16 protein-coding genes are annotated in these 17,514 nt (G+C 67.1%); 15 read left to right on the top strand and 1 reads right to left on the bottom strand.

Translation table 11 applies throughout. The features are described 5' to 3' along the window. The first annotated feature begins 646 nt into the window (after window positions 1-646). From AB5S05_RS01475 to AB5S05_RS01420, 12 genes are all read left to right on the top strand, one after another. Complete coding sequence (locus tag AB5S05_RS01475) at window positions 647-1,120, top strand: SGNH/GDSL hydrolase family protein (RefSeq protein WP_369285636.1); 474 nt, start codon at window positions 647-649, stop codon at window positions 1,118-1,120. Then, window positions 1,117-1,476, top strand: a complete 360-nt coding sequence (locus tag AB5S05_RS01470; RefSeq protein WP_369285635.1) for a VOC family protein — start codon at window positions 1,117-1,119, stop codon at window positions 1,474-1,476. Before AB5S05_RS01475 ends, AB5S05_RS01470 begins: the two co-directional genes overlap by 4 nt. Before the next feature lie 293 nt (window positions 1,477-1,769). Next, window positions 1,770-2,729, top strand: coding sequence for an SGNH/GDSL hydrolase family protein (locus AB5S05_RS01465; protein ID WP_369285634.1), 960 nt, complete (start codon window positions 1,770-1,772; stop codon window positions 2,727-2,729). Between the two features lie 364 nt (window positions 2,730-3,093). Continuing rightward, entirely contained in the window at window positions 3,094-4,008 is a 915-nt protein-coding gene (locus AB5S05_RS01460; protein WP_369285633.1) for a glutamate/aspartate ABC transporter substrate-binding protein, read from the top strand. A 159-nt stretch (window positions 4,009-4,167) separates the two neighbouring features. Next, entirely contained in the window at window positions 4,168-4,914 is a 747-nt protein-coding gene (locus AB5S05_RS01455; protein WP_369285632.1) for an amino acid ABC transporter permease, read from the top strand. Further along, window positions 4,911-5,579: an amino acid ABC transporter permease gene (locus tag AB5S05_RS01450; protein WP_369285631.1), complete on the top strand. Its 669-nt coding sequence runs from the start codon at window positions 4,911-4,913 to the stop codon at window positions 5,577-5,579. The genes AB5S05_RS01455 and AB5S05_RS01450 overlap by 4 nt, the downstream gene beginning before the upstream one ends. Continuing rightward, a complete protein-coding gene (locus AB5S05_RS01445) occupies window positions 5,576-6,310 on the top strand; it encodes an amino acid ABC transporter ATP-binding protein (RefSeq protein WP_369285630.1) in 735 nt (244 codons plus the stop codon). The genes AB5S05_RS01450 and AB5S05_RS01445 overlap by 4 nt, the downstream gene beginning before the upstream one ends. A gap of 247 nt (window positions 6,311-6,557) precedes the next feature. Further along, a complete protein-coding gene (locus AB5S05_RS01440; RefSeq protein WP_369285629.1) occupies window positions 6,558-8,468 on the top strand; it encodes a sensor histidine kinase in 1,911 nt (636 codons plus the stop codon). After that, entirely contained in the window at window positions 8,461-9,786 is a 1,326-nt protein-coding gene (aauR, locus tag AB5S05_RS01435) for a two-component response regulator AauR (RefSeq protein ID WP_369285628.1), read from the top strand. The genes AB5S05_RS01440 and aauR overlap by 8 nt, the downstream gene beginning before the upstream one ends. Before the next feature lie 68 nt (window positions 9,787-9,854). Beyond that, the gene (locus AB5S05_RS01430; RefSeq protein ID WP_369285627.1) at window positions 9,855-10,847 is read left to right on the top strand and encodes an AraC family transcriptional regulator; all 993 of its coding nucleotides are present in this window, start codon (window positions 9,855-9,857) and stop codon (window positions 10,845-10,847) included. Window positions 10,848-11,107: 260 nt separating this feature from the next. After that, the gene (locus AB5S05_RS01425) at window positions 11,108-12,136 is read left to right on the top strand and encodes a histone deacetylase family protein (RefSeq protein ID WP_369285626.1); all 1,029 of its coding nucleotides are present in this window, start codon (window positions 11,108-11,110) and stop codon (window positions 12,134-12,136) included. A gap of 114 nt (window positions 12,137-12,250) precedes the next feature. Then, entirely contained in the window at window positions 12,251-13,372 is a 1,122-nt protein-coding gene (locus tag AB5S05_RS01420; protein ID WP_369285625.1) for a polyamine ABC transporter substrate-binding protein, read from the top strand. 28 nt (window positions 13,373-13,400) lie between these two features. Here the strand turns inward: AB5S05_RS01420 and AB5S05_RS01415 are convergent, their stop codons facing one another. Further along, on the bottom strand, window positions 13,401-14,309 hold the full coding sequence (locus tag AB5S05_RS01415; RefSeq protein WP_369285623.1) for a LysR substrate-binding domain-containing protein: 909 nt from the start codon (window positions 14,307-14,309) through the stop codon (window positions 13,401-13,403). 271 nt (window positions 14,310-14,580) lie between these two features. Here AB5S05_RS01415 and AB5S05_RS01410 point away from each other — a divergent pair, with 271 nt between their 5' ends. The 3 genes from AB5S05_RS01410 (at window position 14,581) to AB5S05_RS01400 (ending at window position 17,514) form a co-directional block, all read left to right on the top strand. Further along, window positions 14,581-16,005, top strand: a complete 1,425-nt coding sequence (locus AB5S05_RS01410; RefSeq protein WP_369285622.1) for an aspartate ammonia-lyase — start codon at window positions 14,581-14,583, stop codon at window positions 16,003-16,005. 444 nt (window positions 16,006-16,449) lie between these two features. Beyond that, window positions 16,450-16,656 (top strand): hypothetical protein, encoded by a 207-nt coding sequence (locus AB5S05_RS01405; protein ID WP_369285621.1) that lies wholly within the window; start codon window positions 16,450-16,452, stop codon window positions 16,654-16,656. A 102-nt stretch (window positions 16,657-16,758) separates the two neighbouring features. Then, a complete protein-coding gene (locus AB5S05_RS01400) occupies window positions 16,759-17,514 on the top strand; it encodes a substrate-binding periplasmic protein (protein WP_369285619.1) in 756 nt (251 codons plus the stop codon).

The following is a 17,514-nucleotide window of genomic DNA, read 5'->3' as shown; positions in this document are numbered from 1 at the left end:
CCGCCGACTGCTAAAGCGGAGGCTCACCAATGGACATAAGTACAATCATCCTATCTGCACTTACAATCATCATATTTTCGTTATTCTGTTTCTACCTGAATCCCAACAGACGCCCCACACCAACCAAAACGCAAGACATCGCTGCGAAGTTATGGCTCATTGTTAGGCGAATAACTAGCTTCGCCGGGGGAGTTTCCTTTTCCTTGTGTGCATTACTGTTTTTAATAAACGCACCCGAATCAAAAAATCCTCTTACAAACCTAGTGGGCTTCCTTATATTCAGTGCACTTTCGTGGTTTGCAATTCACTTCGGTATTGTTGGCAAGAAAGGCAAATACTCTAGCCCGGCAGAAGATATTGCCCTTCACGAAGCCCGCAAAAGGTACTACAAATGGAAGTAGCACTCGAAACCATCCCCTTCTTCCGAGCAGACGAAGAAGGGAGCTGATTTATTCTTGCTTAATCACCAAGCCCGCCGCCTCCCGCCCATGCTTCGTCAAACAGCCCAAAGCCCTTATCGACCAACGGCCATCCCGCGGGCGCAGGCCAGGCCCGGGGTCAACTACGCTGAAAACTGCTCACGCAAACTCGCTTTGGTAGTCGACTCGCTCAGGAGGCCTAACTTTCCGTAACGAGGGCATGTGCCATGAACGCGATATCGCCCCCCAGATGGGCGCTGGCAGGTCTGCTGGCGCTCACCCTGCTGATCCCCAGTTGGGCCGGCGCCGAACCGACCTTCAAGCGCATCGTGGTGTTCGGCACCAGCCTCTCCGACCCCGGCAACGCTTTCGCCCTGGCCGGCCACCAGTCGACCCTGCCCTATGCCAATCTGGATGAGCTGCTGATCCCGGATGCGCCCTATGCCCGGGGCGGTCATCACTTCAGCAACGGCGCCACCTGGATCGAACAGCTGGCCCGCCCCCTGGGACTCGCCGAAGACGCTGGCCGGGCCTTCCGCGACCCCACCAGCACCGCCAGCAACTTCGCGGTAGGTGGCACCCGGGCCCGCGACACCGGCTCCAGGACAGAAAATGGGACGGACAGAAAATGGGACAGATTTATTTATGCTGAACACGCATTGAAATCTCCCCCTTTGCCTCAAGGGAAAACAGCGCAATGAACCAGCATGAAAAACTCAACTACGTCGAATTCCCCGCCAGGGACCTGGCCGCGACCAAGGCCTTCTTCGAGGCCGCCTTCGGCTGGGTCTTCACCGATTACGGCCCCGAGTACACGGCCTTTGCCGACCAGGGCCTGGATGGTGGTTTTTTCAGATCCGAGCTGTGCGCCTTGCAGGCCAACGGCAGCGCCTTGATGGTGTTCTACAGCAGCGTACTGGAGGAGACCCAGGCCAAGGTCGAACAGGCCGGCGGTCGGATCAGCAAGGCCATCTTCCCCTTCCCCGGCGGCCGGCGTTTTCACTTCATCGAGCCCAGCGGCAATGAGTTCGCCGTGTGGAGCGATACAGATGCCTAAGGTGTCGGCTGGGTAATTACGGCGGCATAGGCTTCGCCGTTTTCCACCCCCATGAGCGGTCGCCACGGCGGCGCTCTTGTCTGATCGCTGGCGCACTGACTCGCAGCATTACCTCGCTCTCCAGCACCGCCCGCCTCCCCCGTCACACTGGCCCGCTGCGCGTATCGACGGACGGAAGCTCGGCAGCGCCGGGGCCGGGCAGCTATCAACTAATCTGATACTTACTTGCAGTTGTTTGTCTTGGTTGTCGATTTGATCGGGGGGCCCACCTTTCCATATCGAGGGCATCTGCAATGAACACGCTATCGACCCCCAGGTGGACGCTGATAGGCCTGCTGGCGCTGGCCCTGCTGGCGCCCGACTGGGCCAGCGCAGAGCCAAGCTTCAGCCGCATCGTGGTGTTCGGCACCAGCCTGTCCGACCCCGGCAACGCCTTCGCCCTGATCCGCCGTCAATCGACCCCGCCCTACGCCAACCTGGACGCACTGCGGGTGCCGGACGCGCCCTACGCCAAGGGCGGCCACCATTTCAGCAACGGCGCCACCTGGATCGAGCAGTTCGCCCGCCCCTTGGGCCTGGCCGCCAGCGTGAGCCCGGCCTTCCTCGGCACCAGCAAAGGCGCGAGCAATTACGCGGTGGGGGCCTCCCGGGCGCGCGAGGATGGGATCAACGTCAGCCTGTCGCTGCAGGTCGGCAGCTTCCTGTTCGACGTCGGCGGCGTGGCGCCGGCCGATGCGCTCTACGTGCTGGAGATGGGCGGCAATGACATCCGCGATGCCCTGCTGGCAGGCCCGGCCGGTGCCGGCGTCATCGCCGAAGCGCTGGTGGCCATCGGCGCCAACCTCGATGCCCTGTACGCAGCCGGCGCCCGCCACTTTCTGGTAGCCAACGTGCCCAACCCCGGCCTGGCGCCCGCCGTGCGCGCTCTCGACCTGCTAAACCCCGGCACCGTGCAGGCGGCCGGGTTCTTCGCGCAGGTATTCAATACGGGGCTGGAGGGGCTGCTGACGGGCCTGGAATTGCTCCCCGGAGTCGAGATCGCCCGGCTCGACCTGTACCAGAAGGTCGGCCAACTGGTCGCCGATCCCCAGGCCTTCGGCCTCAGCCAGGTGGAGAGTGCCTGCATCACCCCGGGGCTGCCGCCCTTCACCTGCCAGGCCGTCGATGACTTCCTGTTCTGGGACGGCGTCCACCCGACCGCCGCGGTGCACGCCATCTTCGCCCAGGAGACGGCCTTCGCCCTGACCCAGTAGCGGCGCCACGTCGGGCGGCCGGGAGCGTCAGGCTGGCAAAGGCTGCGCCGTTTTCCAGCCTACGCTGCCGTGCGCCGGACCGGCCGCCGCAGCGTGGGCAATGCTTCGCTAGCCCACCGCAACAGTCCAATCCCCTGCCCCAGGGCCGCCGCAGCGTTCGGTTTTCCGAATGCGCCAGGCGCCCCTGTTCGCCCCGGCGAACAGGGGCCGTCGCAGCGAATCCAGAATCCTAATTTTTATTGTTTATTTTCAATAACTTATAAAATCAACCGGCCAACAAAAAGCCTGGCACGTTCCCTGCTCTAGCTCACTGCAGGAATGCCCTGCGCTTCCCCGCCCGATAACAACAACAGTGAGAATCCGCATGACCACCAGCACGCTTTCCCGCGCCGTCGCCATCGCCCTGACCGCCGGCCTGCTCAGCGCCCCGGCCCTGGCCGGCGAACTGACCGGCACCCTGAAGAAGATCAAGGAGTCCGGCAGCATCACCCTCGGCCACCGCGACGCCTCCATCCCCTTCTCCTACTTCGGCAGCAATCCGCAGCAACCGGAAGGCTACTCCCACGACCTGCAGCTGAAGGTGGTCGAGGCGATCAAGCAGCAACTGGACATGCCCGAGCTCAAGGTGCGCTACAACCTGGTGACCTCGCAGACCCGTATCCCGCTGGTGCAGAACGGCACCGTCGACCTGGAGTGCGGCTCCACCACCAACAACGTCGAGCGCCAGCAGCAGGTGGACTTCTCGGTGGGCATCTTCGAGGTCGGCACCCGCCTGCTGACCAAGAAGACCTCGGGCGTCGGCGACTTCGCCGACCTCAAGGGCAAGAACGTGGTGACCACCGCCGGCACCACCTCCGAGCGCCTGCTGAAGATCATGAACGCCGAGCAGCAGATGGGCATGAACATCATCTCGGCCAAGGACCACGGCGAGTCCTTCCTGATGCTCGAGTCCGGCCGCGCGGTGGCCTTCATGATGGACGACGCGCTGCTCTACGGCGAAATGGCCAAGGCCAAGCAACCAGCCGATTGGGCGGTGGTCGGCACCCCGCAATCCTTCGAGATCTACGGCTGCATGCTGCGCAAGGGCGACCCGGCGTTCAAGCAGGTGGTCGACGGCGCCATCGCCGCCACCTACCAGTCCGGCGAAGTCAGCGCCATCTACGACAAGTGGTTCATGCAGCCAATCCCGCCGAAGGGCCTGAACCTCAACTTCCCGATGAGCGCCGAGCTGAAGAAGTTGATCGCCACCCCCACCGACAAGGCTGCCGAGCAGCTCTGACGGTAACCCCCGCCGCGCCCTCACGAGGGGTGCGGCACGGGAGCGCCGCTCCCACCTACCACCCGATGGATCAGGGGCACATCCGCTACCCGCGGATGGGGCGTGCAGGCGTGCGCCCTGCCCCCTCCAACCGACTGTGACACCCGAGGGGAAACCCGCATGAATTACAACTGGGACTGGGGCATCTTCTTCAAGTCCACCGGCATCGGCAGCGAGATCTACCTGGACTGGTTCGTCACCGGCCTGGGCTGGACCATCGCCATCGCCCTGGCCGGCTGGGTCATCGCCCTGCTGCTCGGCACCCTGCTCGGCGTGCTGCGCACCGTGCCGAACCGCGCTCTGGCTGGCCTGGCCAGCGCCTACGTGGAAATCTTCCGTAACGTGCCGCTGCTGGTGCAGCTGTTCCTCTGGTACTTCCTGGTGCCGGACCTGCTGCCCGAGCCGCTGGAACTCTGGTTCAAGCAGGACCTGGCGCCGGCCACCTCGGCCTACCTGAGCGTGGTGGTGTGCCTGGGCCTGTTCACCGCCGCGCGGGTCTGCGAGCAGGTGCGCACCGGCATCCAGGCGCTGCCCAGGGGGCAGATCGCCGCCGGCTACGCCATGGGCTTTCGCCTGCCGCAGATCTACCGCGAGGTGCTGCTGCCGCAGGCGCTGCGCATCGTCATCCCGCCGCTGACCAGCGAGTTCCTCAACATCTTCAAGAACTCCTCGGTGGCCTCGCTGATCGGCCTGATGGAGCTGCTGGCGCAGACCAAACAGACCGCCGAGTTCAGCGCCAACCTGTTCGAGGCCTTCACCCTGGCCACGCTGATCTACTTCACCCTGAACATGGGCCTGATGCTGCTGATGCGCACCATCGAGCGGCGCGTCGCGGTACCCGGGCTGATCGCCGTAGGAGGCAAATGATGGATTTCAGCGCAATCCTGCCGGCCCTGCCGGGCCTGGTCGACGGCATGTGGATGACCCTGCAGCTGATGGCCCTGGGCGTGCTCGGTGGCGTGCTGCTGGGCACCGCCCTGGCCCTGCTGCGGCTGTCGCCGAACAAACTGCTGGCCAGCTTCGCCGCCACCTACGTCAACTACTTCCGCTCCATCCCGCTGCTGCTGGTGATCACCTGGTTCTACTTCGCGGTGCCCTTCATCCTGCGCTGGATCACCGGCGAAGACACCCCGGTGGGCGCCTTCAGCTCATGCCTGGTGGCCTTCATCATGTTCGAGGCGGCCTACTTCTGCGAGATCGTCCGTGCCGGCATCCAGGCCATCGGCAAGGGCCAGATGGGCGCGGCGCAGGCACTGGGGATGAACTACGGCCAGTCCATGCGCCTGATCATCCTGCCGCAGGCGTTCCGCAAGATGACCCCGCTGCTGCTGCAGCAGAGCATCATCCTGTTCCAGGACACCTCGCTGGTCTACACCGTCGGCCTGATGGACTTCCTCAACGCCGCCCGCTCGCGCGGCGACATCATCGGCCAGGCCCATGAGTTCCTGATCTTCGCCGGCCTGGTCTACTTCACCCTCAGCTTCGCCGCCTCGCAGCTGGTCAAGCTCCTGCAAAAAAGGTTAGCCGTATGATCTCTATCCAGAACGTCAACAAGTGGTACGGGGACTTCCAGGTGCTGAGCGACTGCAGCACCGAGGTGAAGAAGGGCGAGGTGGTGGTGGTGTGCGGGCCGTCCGGCTCGGGCAAGTCGACCCTGATCAAGTGCGTCAACGCCCTGGAGCCGTTCCAGCAGGGCGACATCGTGGTCGACGAGACCTCGATCGCCGCCCCCAAGACCGACCTGCCCAAGCTGCGCTCGCGGGTCGGCATGGTGTTCCAGCACTTCGAGCTGTTCCCCCACCTGTCGATCACCGAGAACCTGTGCATCGCCCAGGTCAAGGTGCTCGGCCGCAGCAAGACCGAGGCCACCAAGAAGGGCCTGGCCCTGCTCGAGCGGGTCGGCCTGAGTGCCCACGCGCACAAGCACCCCGGCCAGCTCTCCGGCGGCCAGCAGCAGCGCGTGGCGATCGCCCGGGCGCTGGCCATGGACCCGGTGGTGATGCTGTTCGACGAGCCGACCTCGGCGCTCGACCCGGAGATGGTCAACGAGGTGCTCGACGTCATGGTGCAGCTGGCCAACGAGGGCATGACCATGATGTGCGTGACCCACGAGATGGGCTTCGCGCGCAAGGTCGCCGACCGGGTGATCTTCATGGATGCCGGCAAGATCGTCGAGGACTGCCCCAAGGACGAGTTCTTCGGCGACATCAATGCCCGTTCCGATCGGGCCCAGCAATTCCTCGCCAAGATCCTCCAGCACTGAGACGTGGATCTGCTGCGCGTCGGCGATACGGCGTTAAAAGCCGCCTCGGCAAGCCGCTTGCGGCTAATGCGCTTTGGCGCGGCCCGAAGGGCGAGTGAAGCGAGTCATGCTCGGCGGCTTTTGTGGGGCTCCTAGGCCTTGTCTCGCTCTAGCTCGCGATATCCGCAATCTTGGCCAATCAATGGGTTCCCGCGCCCCGTGCGGAAACCGCTCGCCCGCCGCAACTGGTCAGCCCTGGACGACTGTGATGCAATGCCCCACCGCCCGCCTCTGCGCCGTGCCGCCCGCCCTGACCGTGAAACCGCGCCTGTTCCGCCACCTGCTGCTGACCCTCGTGCTGCTCGCGCTGGTGCTCGGCTGCGGCTATGCCGGCTACCGGCTCAGCGAGCGAATCGGCCTCCGCGCCCTGGCCGAGAACGGCGAGCGCCAGCTGGAGCTGAACGCCCGCGCGGTGGAAAGCGAGATCACCAAGTACAACTACCTGCCCAGCCTGCTGGAGCTCAACGACGACGTGCGGCGCCTGCTGCAGACGCCCAGCCACTACCGCCGGCAGCGGGTCAACGATTTCCTCGAGGGCCTCAACCGGCGCAGCGGCAGCCTGGCCACCTACGTGCTGGATACCTCCGGGCGGGTGCTGGCGACCAGCAACTGGCGCACGCCGAGCAGCTACCTGGGCGAGGACCTGTCGTTCCGCGCCTATTTCCAGGATGCGGTGCAGGGCAAGCCGGGGCGCTTCTATGGCATCGGCAGCACCACCGGCGAGCCCGGCTACTACCTGGCCCACGGCCTCAGACAGGGCGAGCGGATCATCGGCGTGGCGGTGGTCAAGGTGCGCCTGGATGCCCTCGAGCGGCGCTGGCAGCGCGCGCGCCTGGAGGCCTATGTCAGCGACGAGAACGGCATCATCATCCTCGCAAGCAGCCCGGCGCGCCGGCTCAAGGCCGTGCACCCGTTGGGGCCGAACACCCGCGAGCGCCTGGCGCGCAGCCTGCAGTACCACTGGTGGGCGCTGGAGGAGCTGCAACCGCTGGCGCGCACCCCGCTGGGCGACGGCATCGAGCAGGTCAGCTACGCCGCCCCCGGCGACACCGGCCAGGCGGCCGGGCCGATCAATTACCTGGAGCAGAGCCGGCCGCTGGCCGACACGCCCTGGCGCCTGACCCTGCTCACCCCGCTGCGCGACCAGCGCCGTGCGGCCATCAGCTATGCGCTGCTGGGCGCCGGCGCCTGCATGCTGCTGATCGTCCTCGGCCTGGCGCTGAACCAGCGGCGCAAGGTGATCGCCACCCGCCTGGCCGCGCGCGAGGCGCTGCAGCAGGCCAACAACGAGCTGGAGCGCAAGATCGCCGAGCGCACCGCCGACCTCTCGGCCAGCAACCAACGGCTCAAGGCCGAGATTCACGAGCGCCGGCAGACCGAGGCCCACCTGCGCCAGACCCAGGACGAGCTGGTGCAGGCCGGCAAGCTGGCGGTGATCGGGCAGATGTCGACCAGCATCGCCCACGAACTCAACCAGCCGCTGGCGGCGCTGCGCACCCTGTCCGGCAACAGCGTGCGCTACCTCCAGCGCGGCGAGCTGGAGGTGGCCGGCAGCAACCTGCAGACCATCGGCGAGCTGGTCGACCGCATGGGCAAGATCACCGCCAGCCTGCGCGCCTTCGCCCGCCGCGGCGGCGACAGCGGCCAGGCCAGCCTGAACACCGCGGTGGAGGCCGCGCTGATGCTGCTGCAGCCGCGCCTGCAGCGCAGCCCGGCGCAGATCGAGCATGACTACGCGGACGCCCGCCTGGGCATCGACCAGACCCGCCTGGAGCAGATCCTGGTCAACCTGATCGGCAATGCCCTGGACGCCATGGGCGAGCAGGCCGACCGGCGCCTGTGGCTCAGCGGCGTGGCCGAGGCTGACTGCTACCGCCTGGAGGTGCGCGACAACGGCCCCGGCATCGCCCCGGAACTGCGCAGCCACCTGTTCGAACCCTTCTTCACCACCAAGCCCGGCGAGCAGGGCCTGGGCCTCGGCCTGACCCTGTCGGCCAGCCTGGCCGCGGCCGCCGGCGGCAGCCTCGGCGTGCGCCACCCGGCCGAGGGCGGCACCGCCTTCGTCCTCAGCCTGGCGCTACTCGCCCCTGCACCCGCCCCGGAGTCGTCCCATGCATGAACCACTGTGCGTCCTGATCGTCGAAGACGACCCCCATGTGCTGCTCGGCTGCCAGCAGGCGCTGGCCCTGGAAGACATCGCCAGCGAGGGCGTGGGCAGCGCCGAGGAGGCCCTGGCCCGGGTCGACACGGACTTTCCCGGCATAGTCGTCAGCGACATCCGCCTGCCGGGCATGGACGGCCTGCGCCTGCTGAGCGAACTCAAGCGCCGCGACCCGAGCCTGCCGGTGGTGCTGATCACCGGCCACGGCGACATCGGCATGGCAGTCGGCGCCATGCGCGACGGTGCCTACGACTTCATCGAGAAGCCTTTCTCCCCCGAGCGCCTGGTCGAGGTGGTGCGCCGCGCCCTCGAGCAGCGCGGCCTGGCCCGCGAGGTGTCGGCCCTGCGCCGCCAGCTGGCCGGGCGCCAGGCCCTGGAGCAGCGCCTGATCGGCCGCTCGCCGGCCATGCAGCAGCTGCGCGAATTGCTGGCCAACGTCGCCGATACCGCGGCCAACGTGCTGATCCATGGCGAGACTGGCACCGGCAAGGAGCTGGTGGCGCGCTGCCTGCACGACTTCAGTCGGCGCCAGGCCAAGGAGTTCGTCGCCCTCAACTGCGGCGGCCTGCCGGAGAACCTGTTTGAGAGCGAAATCTTCGGCCACGAGGCCCACGCCTTCACCGGCGCCGGCAAGCGGCGGATCGGCAAGATCGAGCACGCCCATGGCGGCAGTCTGTTCCTCGACGAGGTCGAGAGCATGCCGCTGAACCTGCAGATCAAGCTGCTGCGGGTGCTGCAGGAGCACAGCCTGGAGCGCCTCGGCTCGAACCAGTCGATCGCCGTCGACTGCCGGGTGATCGCCGCGACCAAGGCCGACCTCGACCAGCTCGGCCGCGCCGGGCAGTTCCGCAGCGACCTCTACTACCGGCTCAACGTGGTGACCCTGGAGCTGCCGCCGCTGCGCGAGCGACGCGAGGACATCGGCCTGCTGTTCGAGCACTTCCTGCAACTCGCCGCGCTGCGCTTCGACCGCCCCGCGCCGGCACTCGACCACGCCACCCTGGCCGCGCTGATGGCCCACGACTGGCCGGGCAACGTGCGCGAATTGCGCAACGTCGCCGAACGCTTCGCCCTCGGCCTGCCGGCGTTCAAGCACAGCGGCCTGTCCGAAGGCGGCAGCGGGCCGGGGTTCGCCGAGGCGGTGGAGGCCTTCGAACGCAGCCTGCTCGGCGACGCCCTGGCCCGACATGCCGGCAATCTCAGCCAGGCCGCCCAGGCCCTGGGCATGGCCAAGACCACGCTGTTCGACAAGGTGAAGAAGTACGGCCTGCAGTGACAGGACACGCCGAGGTGGCGGTATGTTTCTTGCTGCTGTTCAGCCACCCGAAGTAGCGGACGCCGCCGATGTTGCATGCCCACCTGACCACCCTGCACGTGGTCGCGCTGATACTCGAACTGCTCGCCGAGCGGCCCGACACGGCCGAGGCCCTGCTGGCCGGCAGCGGCATCAAGCCCGCTGACCTGGCCAGCGGCGAGCGGCGCATCACCCGCACCCAGGAATTGCAGGTGTGCGCCAACGCCCTGGCCCTGCGCGCCGACCTCGGCCTGCAGCTGGGCAGGCGCCTGCATGTGTCCTCCTACGGCCTGCTCGGTTACGCCGCGCTGTCGAGTGCCACCTTTGGTGACGCCTGGCGGCTGCTGCTGCAGTACCCGGCGCTGCTAGGCACCTACTTCAAGCTGGACCTGACGGTGGAGGGCGAGCTGGCCTGGGTCGGCGCCGCCGAATACCGCCACGAGCCGGCGCTGGAGCGCTTCAACGTGGAGATGTGCCTGGCCTCGCTCAAGCTGATCTGCGACGAACTGCTCGGCCAGCCGCTGCCACTGGCCGCGGCGCAGTTCAGTTATCCACAGCCGGCCTACGCCAAGCGCTATGCCGCCAGCTTCCCCTGCCCGCTGCAATTCGACGCCGCGCGCAACGCCTTCGCCTTTCCCGCCGATTGGCTGCGGCGGCGCCTGCCGCTGGCCGACCCGGTCACCCACCTGGAGGTGCTCGACCGCTGCCGCAAGCAGAACGCCGAGTTCACCACCCGCCAGGCCTGGCTGCAGCGGGTGCGCGAGGAACTGGCCAGCCACCTGGCCGAGCCGCCAGGGCTGGAGGCGCTGGCCCAGCAGATGCACTGCTCGCCGCGCACCCTGCGGCGCCACCTGCAGGAACTCGGCACCCACTATCAGGAGCTGCTCGACGAACTGCGCTTCGAACGGGCCAAGACCCTGCTCGGCCAGGAGGATTGGCCAATCTGCCGGATCGCCGAGGAGCTCGGCTTCAGCGAGAGCGCCAGCTTCCGCCATGCCTTCCAGCGCTGGAGCGGCGTGGCGCCCAGCCGCTTCCGCGCCTAACTCGTCGGCGGCAGCCTAGGCACGGGGGGGAACGGCTTGAGTCGCGATTTCCGTCGATGGGCCGACAGCGCTTCGCGGCTGAAGCCGCTCCCACTGAAGCTCGGGCACGGTTGCCGGCGGCCGGCAAATTTGGCCACTTCGATCCCCTATTGGCCGTTGTCAGCGTTTTCCCATCGTCCGTCGCGGCGAACAATGACTCCCACAAGATTGCTTGCCACAAGATTGCTTGCCAGAACAACAACTCGGGAGCCTCCTAGCCCATGCTCACCTTCTATAGCGACGACCACCACCTGCACCACGGCAACTGCGAGCTGATCGACGGCCAGCTGATGCCCTGCTTCGAGAAGCCGCAACGCGCCGACCATATCCTGCAGCGGGTCCAGGCCCGCGTTCTCGGTGAGGTACGTGCGCCTCGGGACTTCGGCCGCGCGCCGATCGAGCGCATCCACAGCCGCGCCTACCTGGACTTCTTCGAGGGAGCCTGGGCGCGCTGGCAGGCCCAGGGCGGCCAGGGCGACCTGCTGCCCTACACCTGGCCGGCGCGCACCCTGCGCCAGCAACTGCCGACCAGCCTGCATGGCCAGCTCGGCTACTACAGCTTCGACGCCGGCGCGCCGATCACCGCCGGCACCTGGCAGGCCGCCTACAGCGCCGCCCAGGTGGCGCTGAGCGCCCAGGCCGAGATCGCCGCCGGCGCCCCCAGCGCCTTCGCCCTGTGCCGGCCGCCAGGCCACCACGCCGCGAGCGAGGTGATGGGCGGCTACTGCTACCTGAACAACGCCGCCATCGCCGCCCAGGCCTTCCTCGACCAGGGCCGGGCCAAGGTGGCCATCCTCGATGTCGACTACCACCACGGCAACGGCACCCAGTCGATCTTCTACGAGCGCGGCGACGTGGTGGTCACCTCGATCCACGGCGACCCGGCGGCGGAGTTCCCGTTCTTCCTCGGCTACGCCGACGAATGCGGCGCGGGCGCCGGCGAGGGCTGCAACTTCAACTACCCACTGCCAGCCGGCAGCGACTGGGCCGCCTGGAGCGCGGCGCTGGAGCAGGCCTGCCAGCGCATCGCCGAGTCCGGCGCCGAGGTGCTGGTGGTGTCGCTGGGGGTGGATACCTTCAAGGACGACCCGATCTCCCAGTTCAAGCTCGACAGCCCGGACTACCTGCGCATGGGCCAGCGCATCGCCGCCCTCGGCCTGCCGACCCTGTTCGTCATGGAAGGCGGCTACGCGGTGGAGGCCATCGGCATCAACGCGGTGAACGTGCTGGAAGGCTTCGAAGGCTCGTAGGGTGGATGGCGCCTTATCCATCCACCAGATCCCGGTGGATGAGAAGAGCGTCATCCACCCTACGTCGACCGCCCATAGCGACAAAAAACCTAGAACAAGAGTGGAGTGACCTCGATGAACAGACTCACCCAGCTATTCACTACCACCCTGGCCGGCGCCGCCCTGTGCGCCGCCAGCCTGTCGGCCACGGCCGCCGAGACCTCCGAGCAGCCACGCCAGCTGCGCGTGTACAACTGGGCCGACTACATGCTGCCCTCGGTGCCCAAGGAGTTTCAGGAGAAGTCCGGCATCCAGCTGACCTGGGACGTGTTCGACACCAACGAGGCGCTGGAGGCCAAGCTGCTCACCGGCAACTCCGGCTACGACCTAGTGGTGCCGTCCAATACCTTTCTCGACACCCAGATCAAGGCCGGGGTGTTCCAGAAGCTGGACAAGTCCAAGCTGCCCAACTGGCAGCACCTCGATCCCGGCCTGCTGCAGCTGATGACCGCCAACGACCCCGGCAACCAGTACGCCGTGCCCTACATGTACGGCACCGTGCTGATCGGCTTCAACCCGGCCAAGGTCAAGGCGGCGCTCGGCGACGATGCGCCGGTGGACAGCTGGGACCTGATTTTCAAGGAAGAGAACATCAGCAGGCTCAAGCAGTGCGGCGTGGCCATGCTCGACGCCCCCGGCGACATCCTGCCGATCGCCTTGCACTACCTGGGCCTGGACCCCAACAGCAAGAAGGCCGAGGACTACGAGCAGGCCAAGGAGCTGATGCTGAAGATCCGCCCCTATATCGCCTACTTCCACTCGGCCAAGTACATGACCGACATCGCCAACGGCGACATCTGCGTGGCCATCGGCTATTCCGGCAGCTTCTACCAGTTCGCCAACCGGGCCAAGGAAGCCGGCAACGGCGTGGTGGTCGACTGGCGCCTGCCCAAGGAAGGCGCGCCGCTGTGGTACGACTCCTTCGCCATTCCCGCCAGCGCCAGCAACGTCGACGAGGCCCACGCCTTCCTCGACAACCTGCTCGAGCCCAAGGTGGTGGCGCCGATCAGCGACTTCCTCGGCTACCCTAACCCGAACAGAGACGCCATGCCCCTGGTGGGCAGCGAGATCCGCGACAACCCGCACCTGACCCCCACCGCCGAGGCGCAGAAGGCCCTCTATGTGCTGCAGCCGCTGCCGCTGAAGGCCGAGCGCATCCGCACCCGCGCCTGGACCGCGATCAAGTCCGGCACCTGAGCGACTGCGCCTCCGGCACCGGACGGGTTCAGTCGCCGGTGCCGAGGCCACCCTCCAACTTGCGCCAGAGCAAACGAACCGCCGCCTTGCGCACCAGGGCACAGCGGTACAGGCGGATCTCCAGCGGCGCCTGCCACTGCTCGTTGCCGCAGACCACCAGTTCGCCACGGGCCAGCTCCATGGTCACCGACAGCCGCGGCACCCAGGCAACGCCCATGCCCTGCAGGGCCATGCTCTTGAGGCTGTCGGCCATCGCCGTCTCGTACACCGTGGTCGAGCGCAGGGCGCGCTGGCGCAGCAGCAGGTTGACCGAGCGGCCGAGGAAGGCGCCGGCGGTGTAGGCCAGCAGCGGCACGCTCTGGCCGCTGTCGAGGTCGTACAGCGGCCGACCCTGCTCGTCCACCGCGCACACCGGGAGCATCTCGGTACGCCCCAGGTGCAGCGAGGGGAAGATCTCCGGGTCCATCTGCAAGGAGGCGTCCGGGTCGTAGTAGGCGAGGATCAGGTCGCAGGCGCCTTCGCGCAGCGAGTGCACCGCCTCGCCGACGTTGGTCGCCACCAGGCGGGTCTGCAGCGGCAAGCCCTCGCGGCGCAGGCGGGCGATCCACTCGGGAAAGAAGCCCAGGGTCAGCGAGTGCGCCGCGACTATCTGCAGCACCTCGCCCTGCTTGCCTTCGAGGTTGTGCAGGTGGCGCACCACCTCGCCGAGCTGCTCGACCAGGCTGCGCGCGGTGACCAGGAACAGCTGGCCGGCCTCGGTCAGTTCCACCGGGGTGCAGGCGCGGTTGACCAGGGTCAGCCCGAGCATCTGCTCCAGCGCCTTGATCCGCCGGCTGAACGCCGGCTGGGTGACGAAACGCTTCTCCGCTGCCTGGGAGAAGCTGCGGGTGGCGGCCAGGGCGATGAAGTCCTCCAGCCATTTGGTTTCCAGGTTCATCTCGCCTCCGCGAGGGGTTCGGACTGCATAGGGTGGATGGCGCCTGATCCATCCACCACGGGAAAACCGCCTGAACGGTGGCGCAAAGGAGCGTCAGCTACGCGCCCCGATCCACCCTACGCCTATACGTCCGGCAGCTTCAGGACGTCACGCCAACATTATGCCGATTGTGCATAGGCCAGCGCTTAACAGCATTGGCCGAAATCGGGCCTAGATCCTTATTCTACAAGGCATCGCGGCACTCGCCGCATATTCCCGAGAAATCCCCATCATGTCCGCTGCTGCATCCTTCCGCGTCGAAAAAGACCTGCTCGGTACCCTCGAAGTGCCTGCCGAAGCCTACTACGGCATTCAGACCCTGCGCGCCGTGCACAACTTCCGCCTGTCCGGCGTGCCGCTGGCGCACTACCCCAAGTTCGTCACCGCCCTGGCCATGGTCAAGCAGGCCGCCGCCGACGCCAACCGCGAACTGGGCCACCTGAGCCCGGCCAAGCACGCGGCGATCAGCGAAGCCTGCGCGCGGATCATCCGCGGCGACTTCCACGAGCAGTTCGTGGTCGACATGATCCAGGGCGGCGCCGGCACCTCGACCAATATGAACGCCAACGAGGTGATCGCCAACATCGCCTTGGAGGCCATGGGCCACGCCAAGGGCGAGTACCAGTACCTGCACCCGAACAACGACGTCAACATGGCGCAGTCGACCAACGACGCCTACCCGACCGCCATCCGCCTCGGCCTGCTGCTCGGCCACGACACCCTGCTGGCCAGCCTCGACAGCCTGATCGGTGCCTTCGCCGCCAAGGGCGAGGCCTTCGCCCACGTGCTGAAGATGGGCCGCACCCAGCTGCAGGACGCGGTGCCGATGACCCTCGGCCAGGAGTTCCGCGCCTTCGCCACCACCCTCGGCGAAGACCTGGCGCGCCTGCGCAGCCTGGCCCCGGAACTGCTTACCGAGGTCAACCTGGGCGGTACCGCGATTGGCACCGGGATCAACGCCGATCCGCGCTACCAGCAACTGGCCGTCGACCGCCTGGCCGCCATCAGCGGCCAGCCGCTGGTGCCGGCCGCCGACCTGATCGAGGCCACCAGCGACATGGGCGCCTTCGTGCTGTTCTCCGGCATGCTCAAGCGCACCGCGGTCAAGCTGTCGAAGATCTGCAACGACCTGCGCCTGCTCTCCAGCGGCCCGCGCACCGGGATCAACGAGATCAACCTGCCGCCGCGCCAGCCGGGCAGCTCGATCATGCCCGGCAAGGTCAACCCGGTGATCCCCGAGGCGGTCAACCAGGTGGCCTTCGAGATCATCGGCAACGACCTGGCCCTGACCATCGCCGCCGAGGGCGGCCAGCTGCAGCTCAACGTCATGGAGCCCTTGATCGCCTACAAGATCTTCGACTCGATCCGCCTGCTGCAGCGCGCCATGGACATGCTGCGCGAGCACTGCATCAACGGCATCAGCGCCAACGAGGCGCATTGCCGCGCGCTGATGGAGAACTCCATCGGCCTGATCACCGCGCTCAACCCCTACATCGGCTACGAGAACGCCACCCGCATCGCCAAGCTGGCCCTGGACAGCGGCCGCGGCGTGCTGGAGCTGGTGCGCGAGGAGCAACTGCTGGACGACGCCACCCTGGACGACATCCTGCGCCCGGAAAACATGATCGCGCCGCGCCTGGTGCCGCTCAAGGCCTGAGCCACCGCCCAGAGCAACACCCGCACAGGGACGTGCGGGGCGGCTGCGCCCAACCGGCGCAGGCGCACAGCCGGAGGGAGCCGGCGGCCAACACGCCGCTATCACGCGGCGCGGGCTTACCAATAAATAAACTCAAGGGTGACACCATGAAACAGCTCGACCCAAGCCGTCTCTCACCGCCACGCCTCGGGCCACCCCCGATGCGCTAGCGCCCGGAATAGTCAGCCCAGCGCAGTCGACTCCGCGTTCATGCTGCCGCGCGCCAGGGTCCAGCCCTGACCCACGGCGGCTATCTGTGTCGGCACACTCAGGCGGAAACGACCGCGCGGGGCGGGCTATCCATGCAGCGGACACCCCTTGTCGTCCGTCAGCGTCGCCCAGCCGGGCGGCGCTGCGGCGTCATCCTCCGCAGTCCCGGACAACTACAAGAACAGGTGAGACGCCATGCTGGAATTACTCGACGACTGGCTCTGGAGCCAGGCGCCCATCATCGCCCTGATCGGCCTGGGCGCCCTCTTCTGGCTGCTGCTGGCAGCCCTGGCGCTGCTGCTCAGGCGCTACGTCCCTGGCCAACGTGATCGCCAGGCCCCGCGGGCAACGCGGCCAGACGCGGCCTACCAGCCGCCCGCCAACGCCTTGCAGCACCGCTGAACCGCAGCCGCCCGGACCTTCCCGGGCGGTTTTCGTTGCATCACAGGTCCCGCGCGGCCCGATGCCGGCGCGGGAGCCTGGGCCATTCAGGAGTGATCGACCATGCGCCGTCATGCCCCGCTTTGCCTGCTGCTCGGCCTGCTGCTGAGCACCCTCGCCCGCGCCGAACTGCCCCGCGACTACCGGGTGGTGCTGCTGACCGAGAACTTCCCGCCGTTCAACATGGCGGCGAACGACAAGAACTTCGCCCGCGACGCGAACATCCGGGGCATCAGCGCCGACATCGTGCGCGAGATGTTCAGGCGCGCCGACATCGCCTACAGCCTGACCCTGCGCTTCCCCTGGGACCGCATCTACAAGCAGGCGATGACCACGCCCAACCACGGCCTGTTCTCCACCTCGCTGAGCGAGGCGCGCAAGCCGCTGTTCAAGTGGGTCGGCCCGATCGCCCAGTACCAGAGCGTGCTGGTCGGCCTCGAGCACGGCGGCCCGCGGCCGGCCACCCTGGAGCAGGCCAAGGCCTACCGCATCGGCGCCTACCAGAGCGCCGCGGTCAGCCAGTACCTGGAGCGTCTGGGCTTTACCCCGCTGAACGCGCTGCGCGACCAAGAAAACATCCGCAAGCTGCAACGCGGCCAGATCGACCTCTGGGCCACCTCCGACCCGGTCTGGCGTCACTACGCCAAGCAGCAGGGCGCCAGCGGCCTGCGCACCGCCCTGAGCTTCGAGACCTCGCAGCTGTACCTGGCGCTGAACAAGGACACCCCGGACGAGGTGGTCGAGCGCCTGCAGGCGGCGCTGGAGCAGATGCGCCGCGAGGGCTATGGCAGCTGCGCGAAGAATCCCGAGCTGTGCTGA

Source organism: Pseudomonas zhanjiangensis, assembly GCF_041027545.1.
GTDB lineage: Bacteria > Pseudomonadota > Gammaproteobacteria > Pseudomonadales > Pseudomonadaceae > Aquipseudomonas > Aquipseudomonas zhanjiangensis.
The sequence above is the reverse complement of the archived record's forward strand: the minus strand, read 5'-3'. Positions and strand labels throughout refer to the sequence as shown.

Coding starts and splice junctions, on each gene's coding strand:
- AB5S05_RS01475 (WP_369285636.1), top strand. CDS start 647: ATGAACGCGATATCGCCCCCCAGATGGGCGCTGGCAGGTCTGCTGGCG.
- AB5S05_RS01470 (WP_369285635.1), top strand. CDS start 1,117: ATGAACCAGCATGAAAAACTCAACTACGTCGAATTCCCCGCCAGGGAC.
- AB5S05_RS01465 (WP_369285634.1), top strand. CDS start 1,770: ATGAACACGCTATCGACCCCCAGGTGGACGCTGATAGGCCTGCTGGCG.
- AB5S05_RS01460 (WP_369285633.1), top strand. CDS start 3,094: ATGACCACCAGCACGCTTTCCCGCGCCGTCGCCATCGCCCTGACCGCC.
- AB5S05_RS01455 (WP_369285632.1), top strand. CDS start 4,168: ATGAATTACAACTGGGACTGGGGCATCTTCTTCAAGTCCACCGGCATC.
- AB5S05_RS01450 (WP_369285631.1), top strand. CDS start 4,911: ATGATGGATTTCAGCGCAATCCTGCCGGCCCTGCCGGGCCTGGTCGAC.
- AB5S05_RS01445 (WP_369285630.1), top strand. CDS start 5,576: ATGATCTCTATCCAGAACGTCAACAAGTGGTACGGGGACTTCCAGGTG.
- AB5S05_RS01440 (WP_369285629.1), top strand. CDS start 6,558: ATGCAATGCCCCACCGCCCGCCTCTGCGCCGTGCCGCCCGCCCTGACC.
- aauR (WP_369285628.1), top strand. CDS start 8,461: ATGCATGAACCACTGTGCGTCCTGATCGTCGAAGACGACCCCCATGTG.
- AB5S05_RS01430 (WP_369285627.1), top strand. CDS start 9,855: ATGTTGCATGCCCACCTGACCACCCTGCACGTGGTCGCGCTGATACTC.
- AB5S05_RS01425 (WP_369285626.1), top strand. CDS start 11,108: ATGCTCACCTTCTATAGCGACGACCACCACCTGCACCACGGCAACTGC.
- AB5S05_RS01420 (WP_369285625.1), top strand. CDS start 12,251: ATGAACAGACTCACCCAGCTATTCACTACCACCCTGGCCGGCGCCGCC.
- AB5S05_RS01415 (WP_369285623.1), bottom strand. CDS start 14,309: ATGAACCTGGAAACCAAATGGCTGGAGGACTTCATCGCCCTGGCCGCC.
- AB5S05_RS01410 (WP_369285622.1), top strand. CDS start 14,581: ATGTCCGCTGCTGCATCCTTCCGCGTCGAAAAAGACCTGCTCGGTACC.
- AB5S05_RS01405 (WP_369285621.1), top strand. CDS start 16,450: ATGCTGGAATTACTCGACGACTGGCTCTGGAGCCAGGCGCCCATCATC.
- AB5S05_RS01400 (WP_369285619.1), top strand. CDS start 16,759: ATGCGCCGTCATGCCCCGCTTTGCCTGCTGCTCGGCCTGCTGCTGAGC.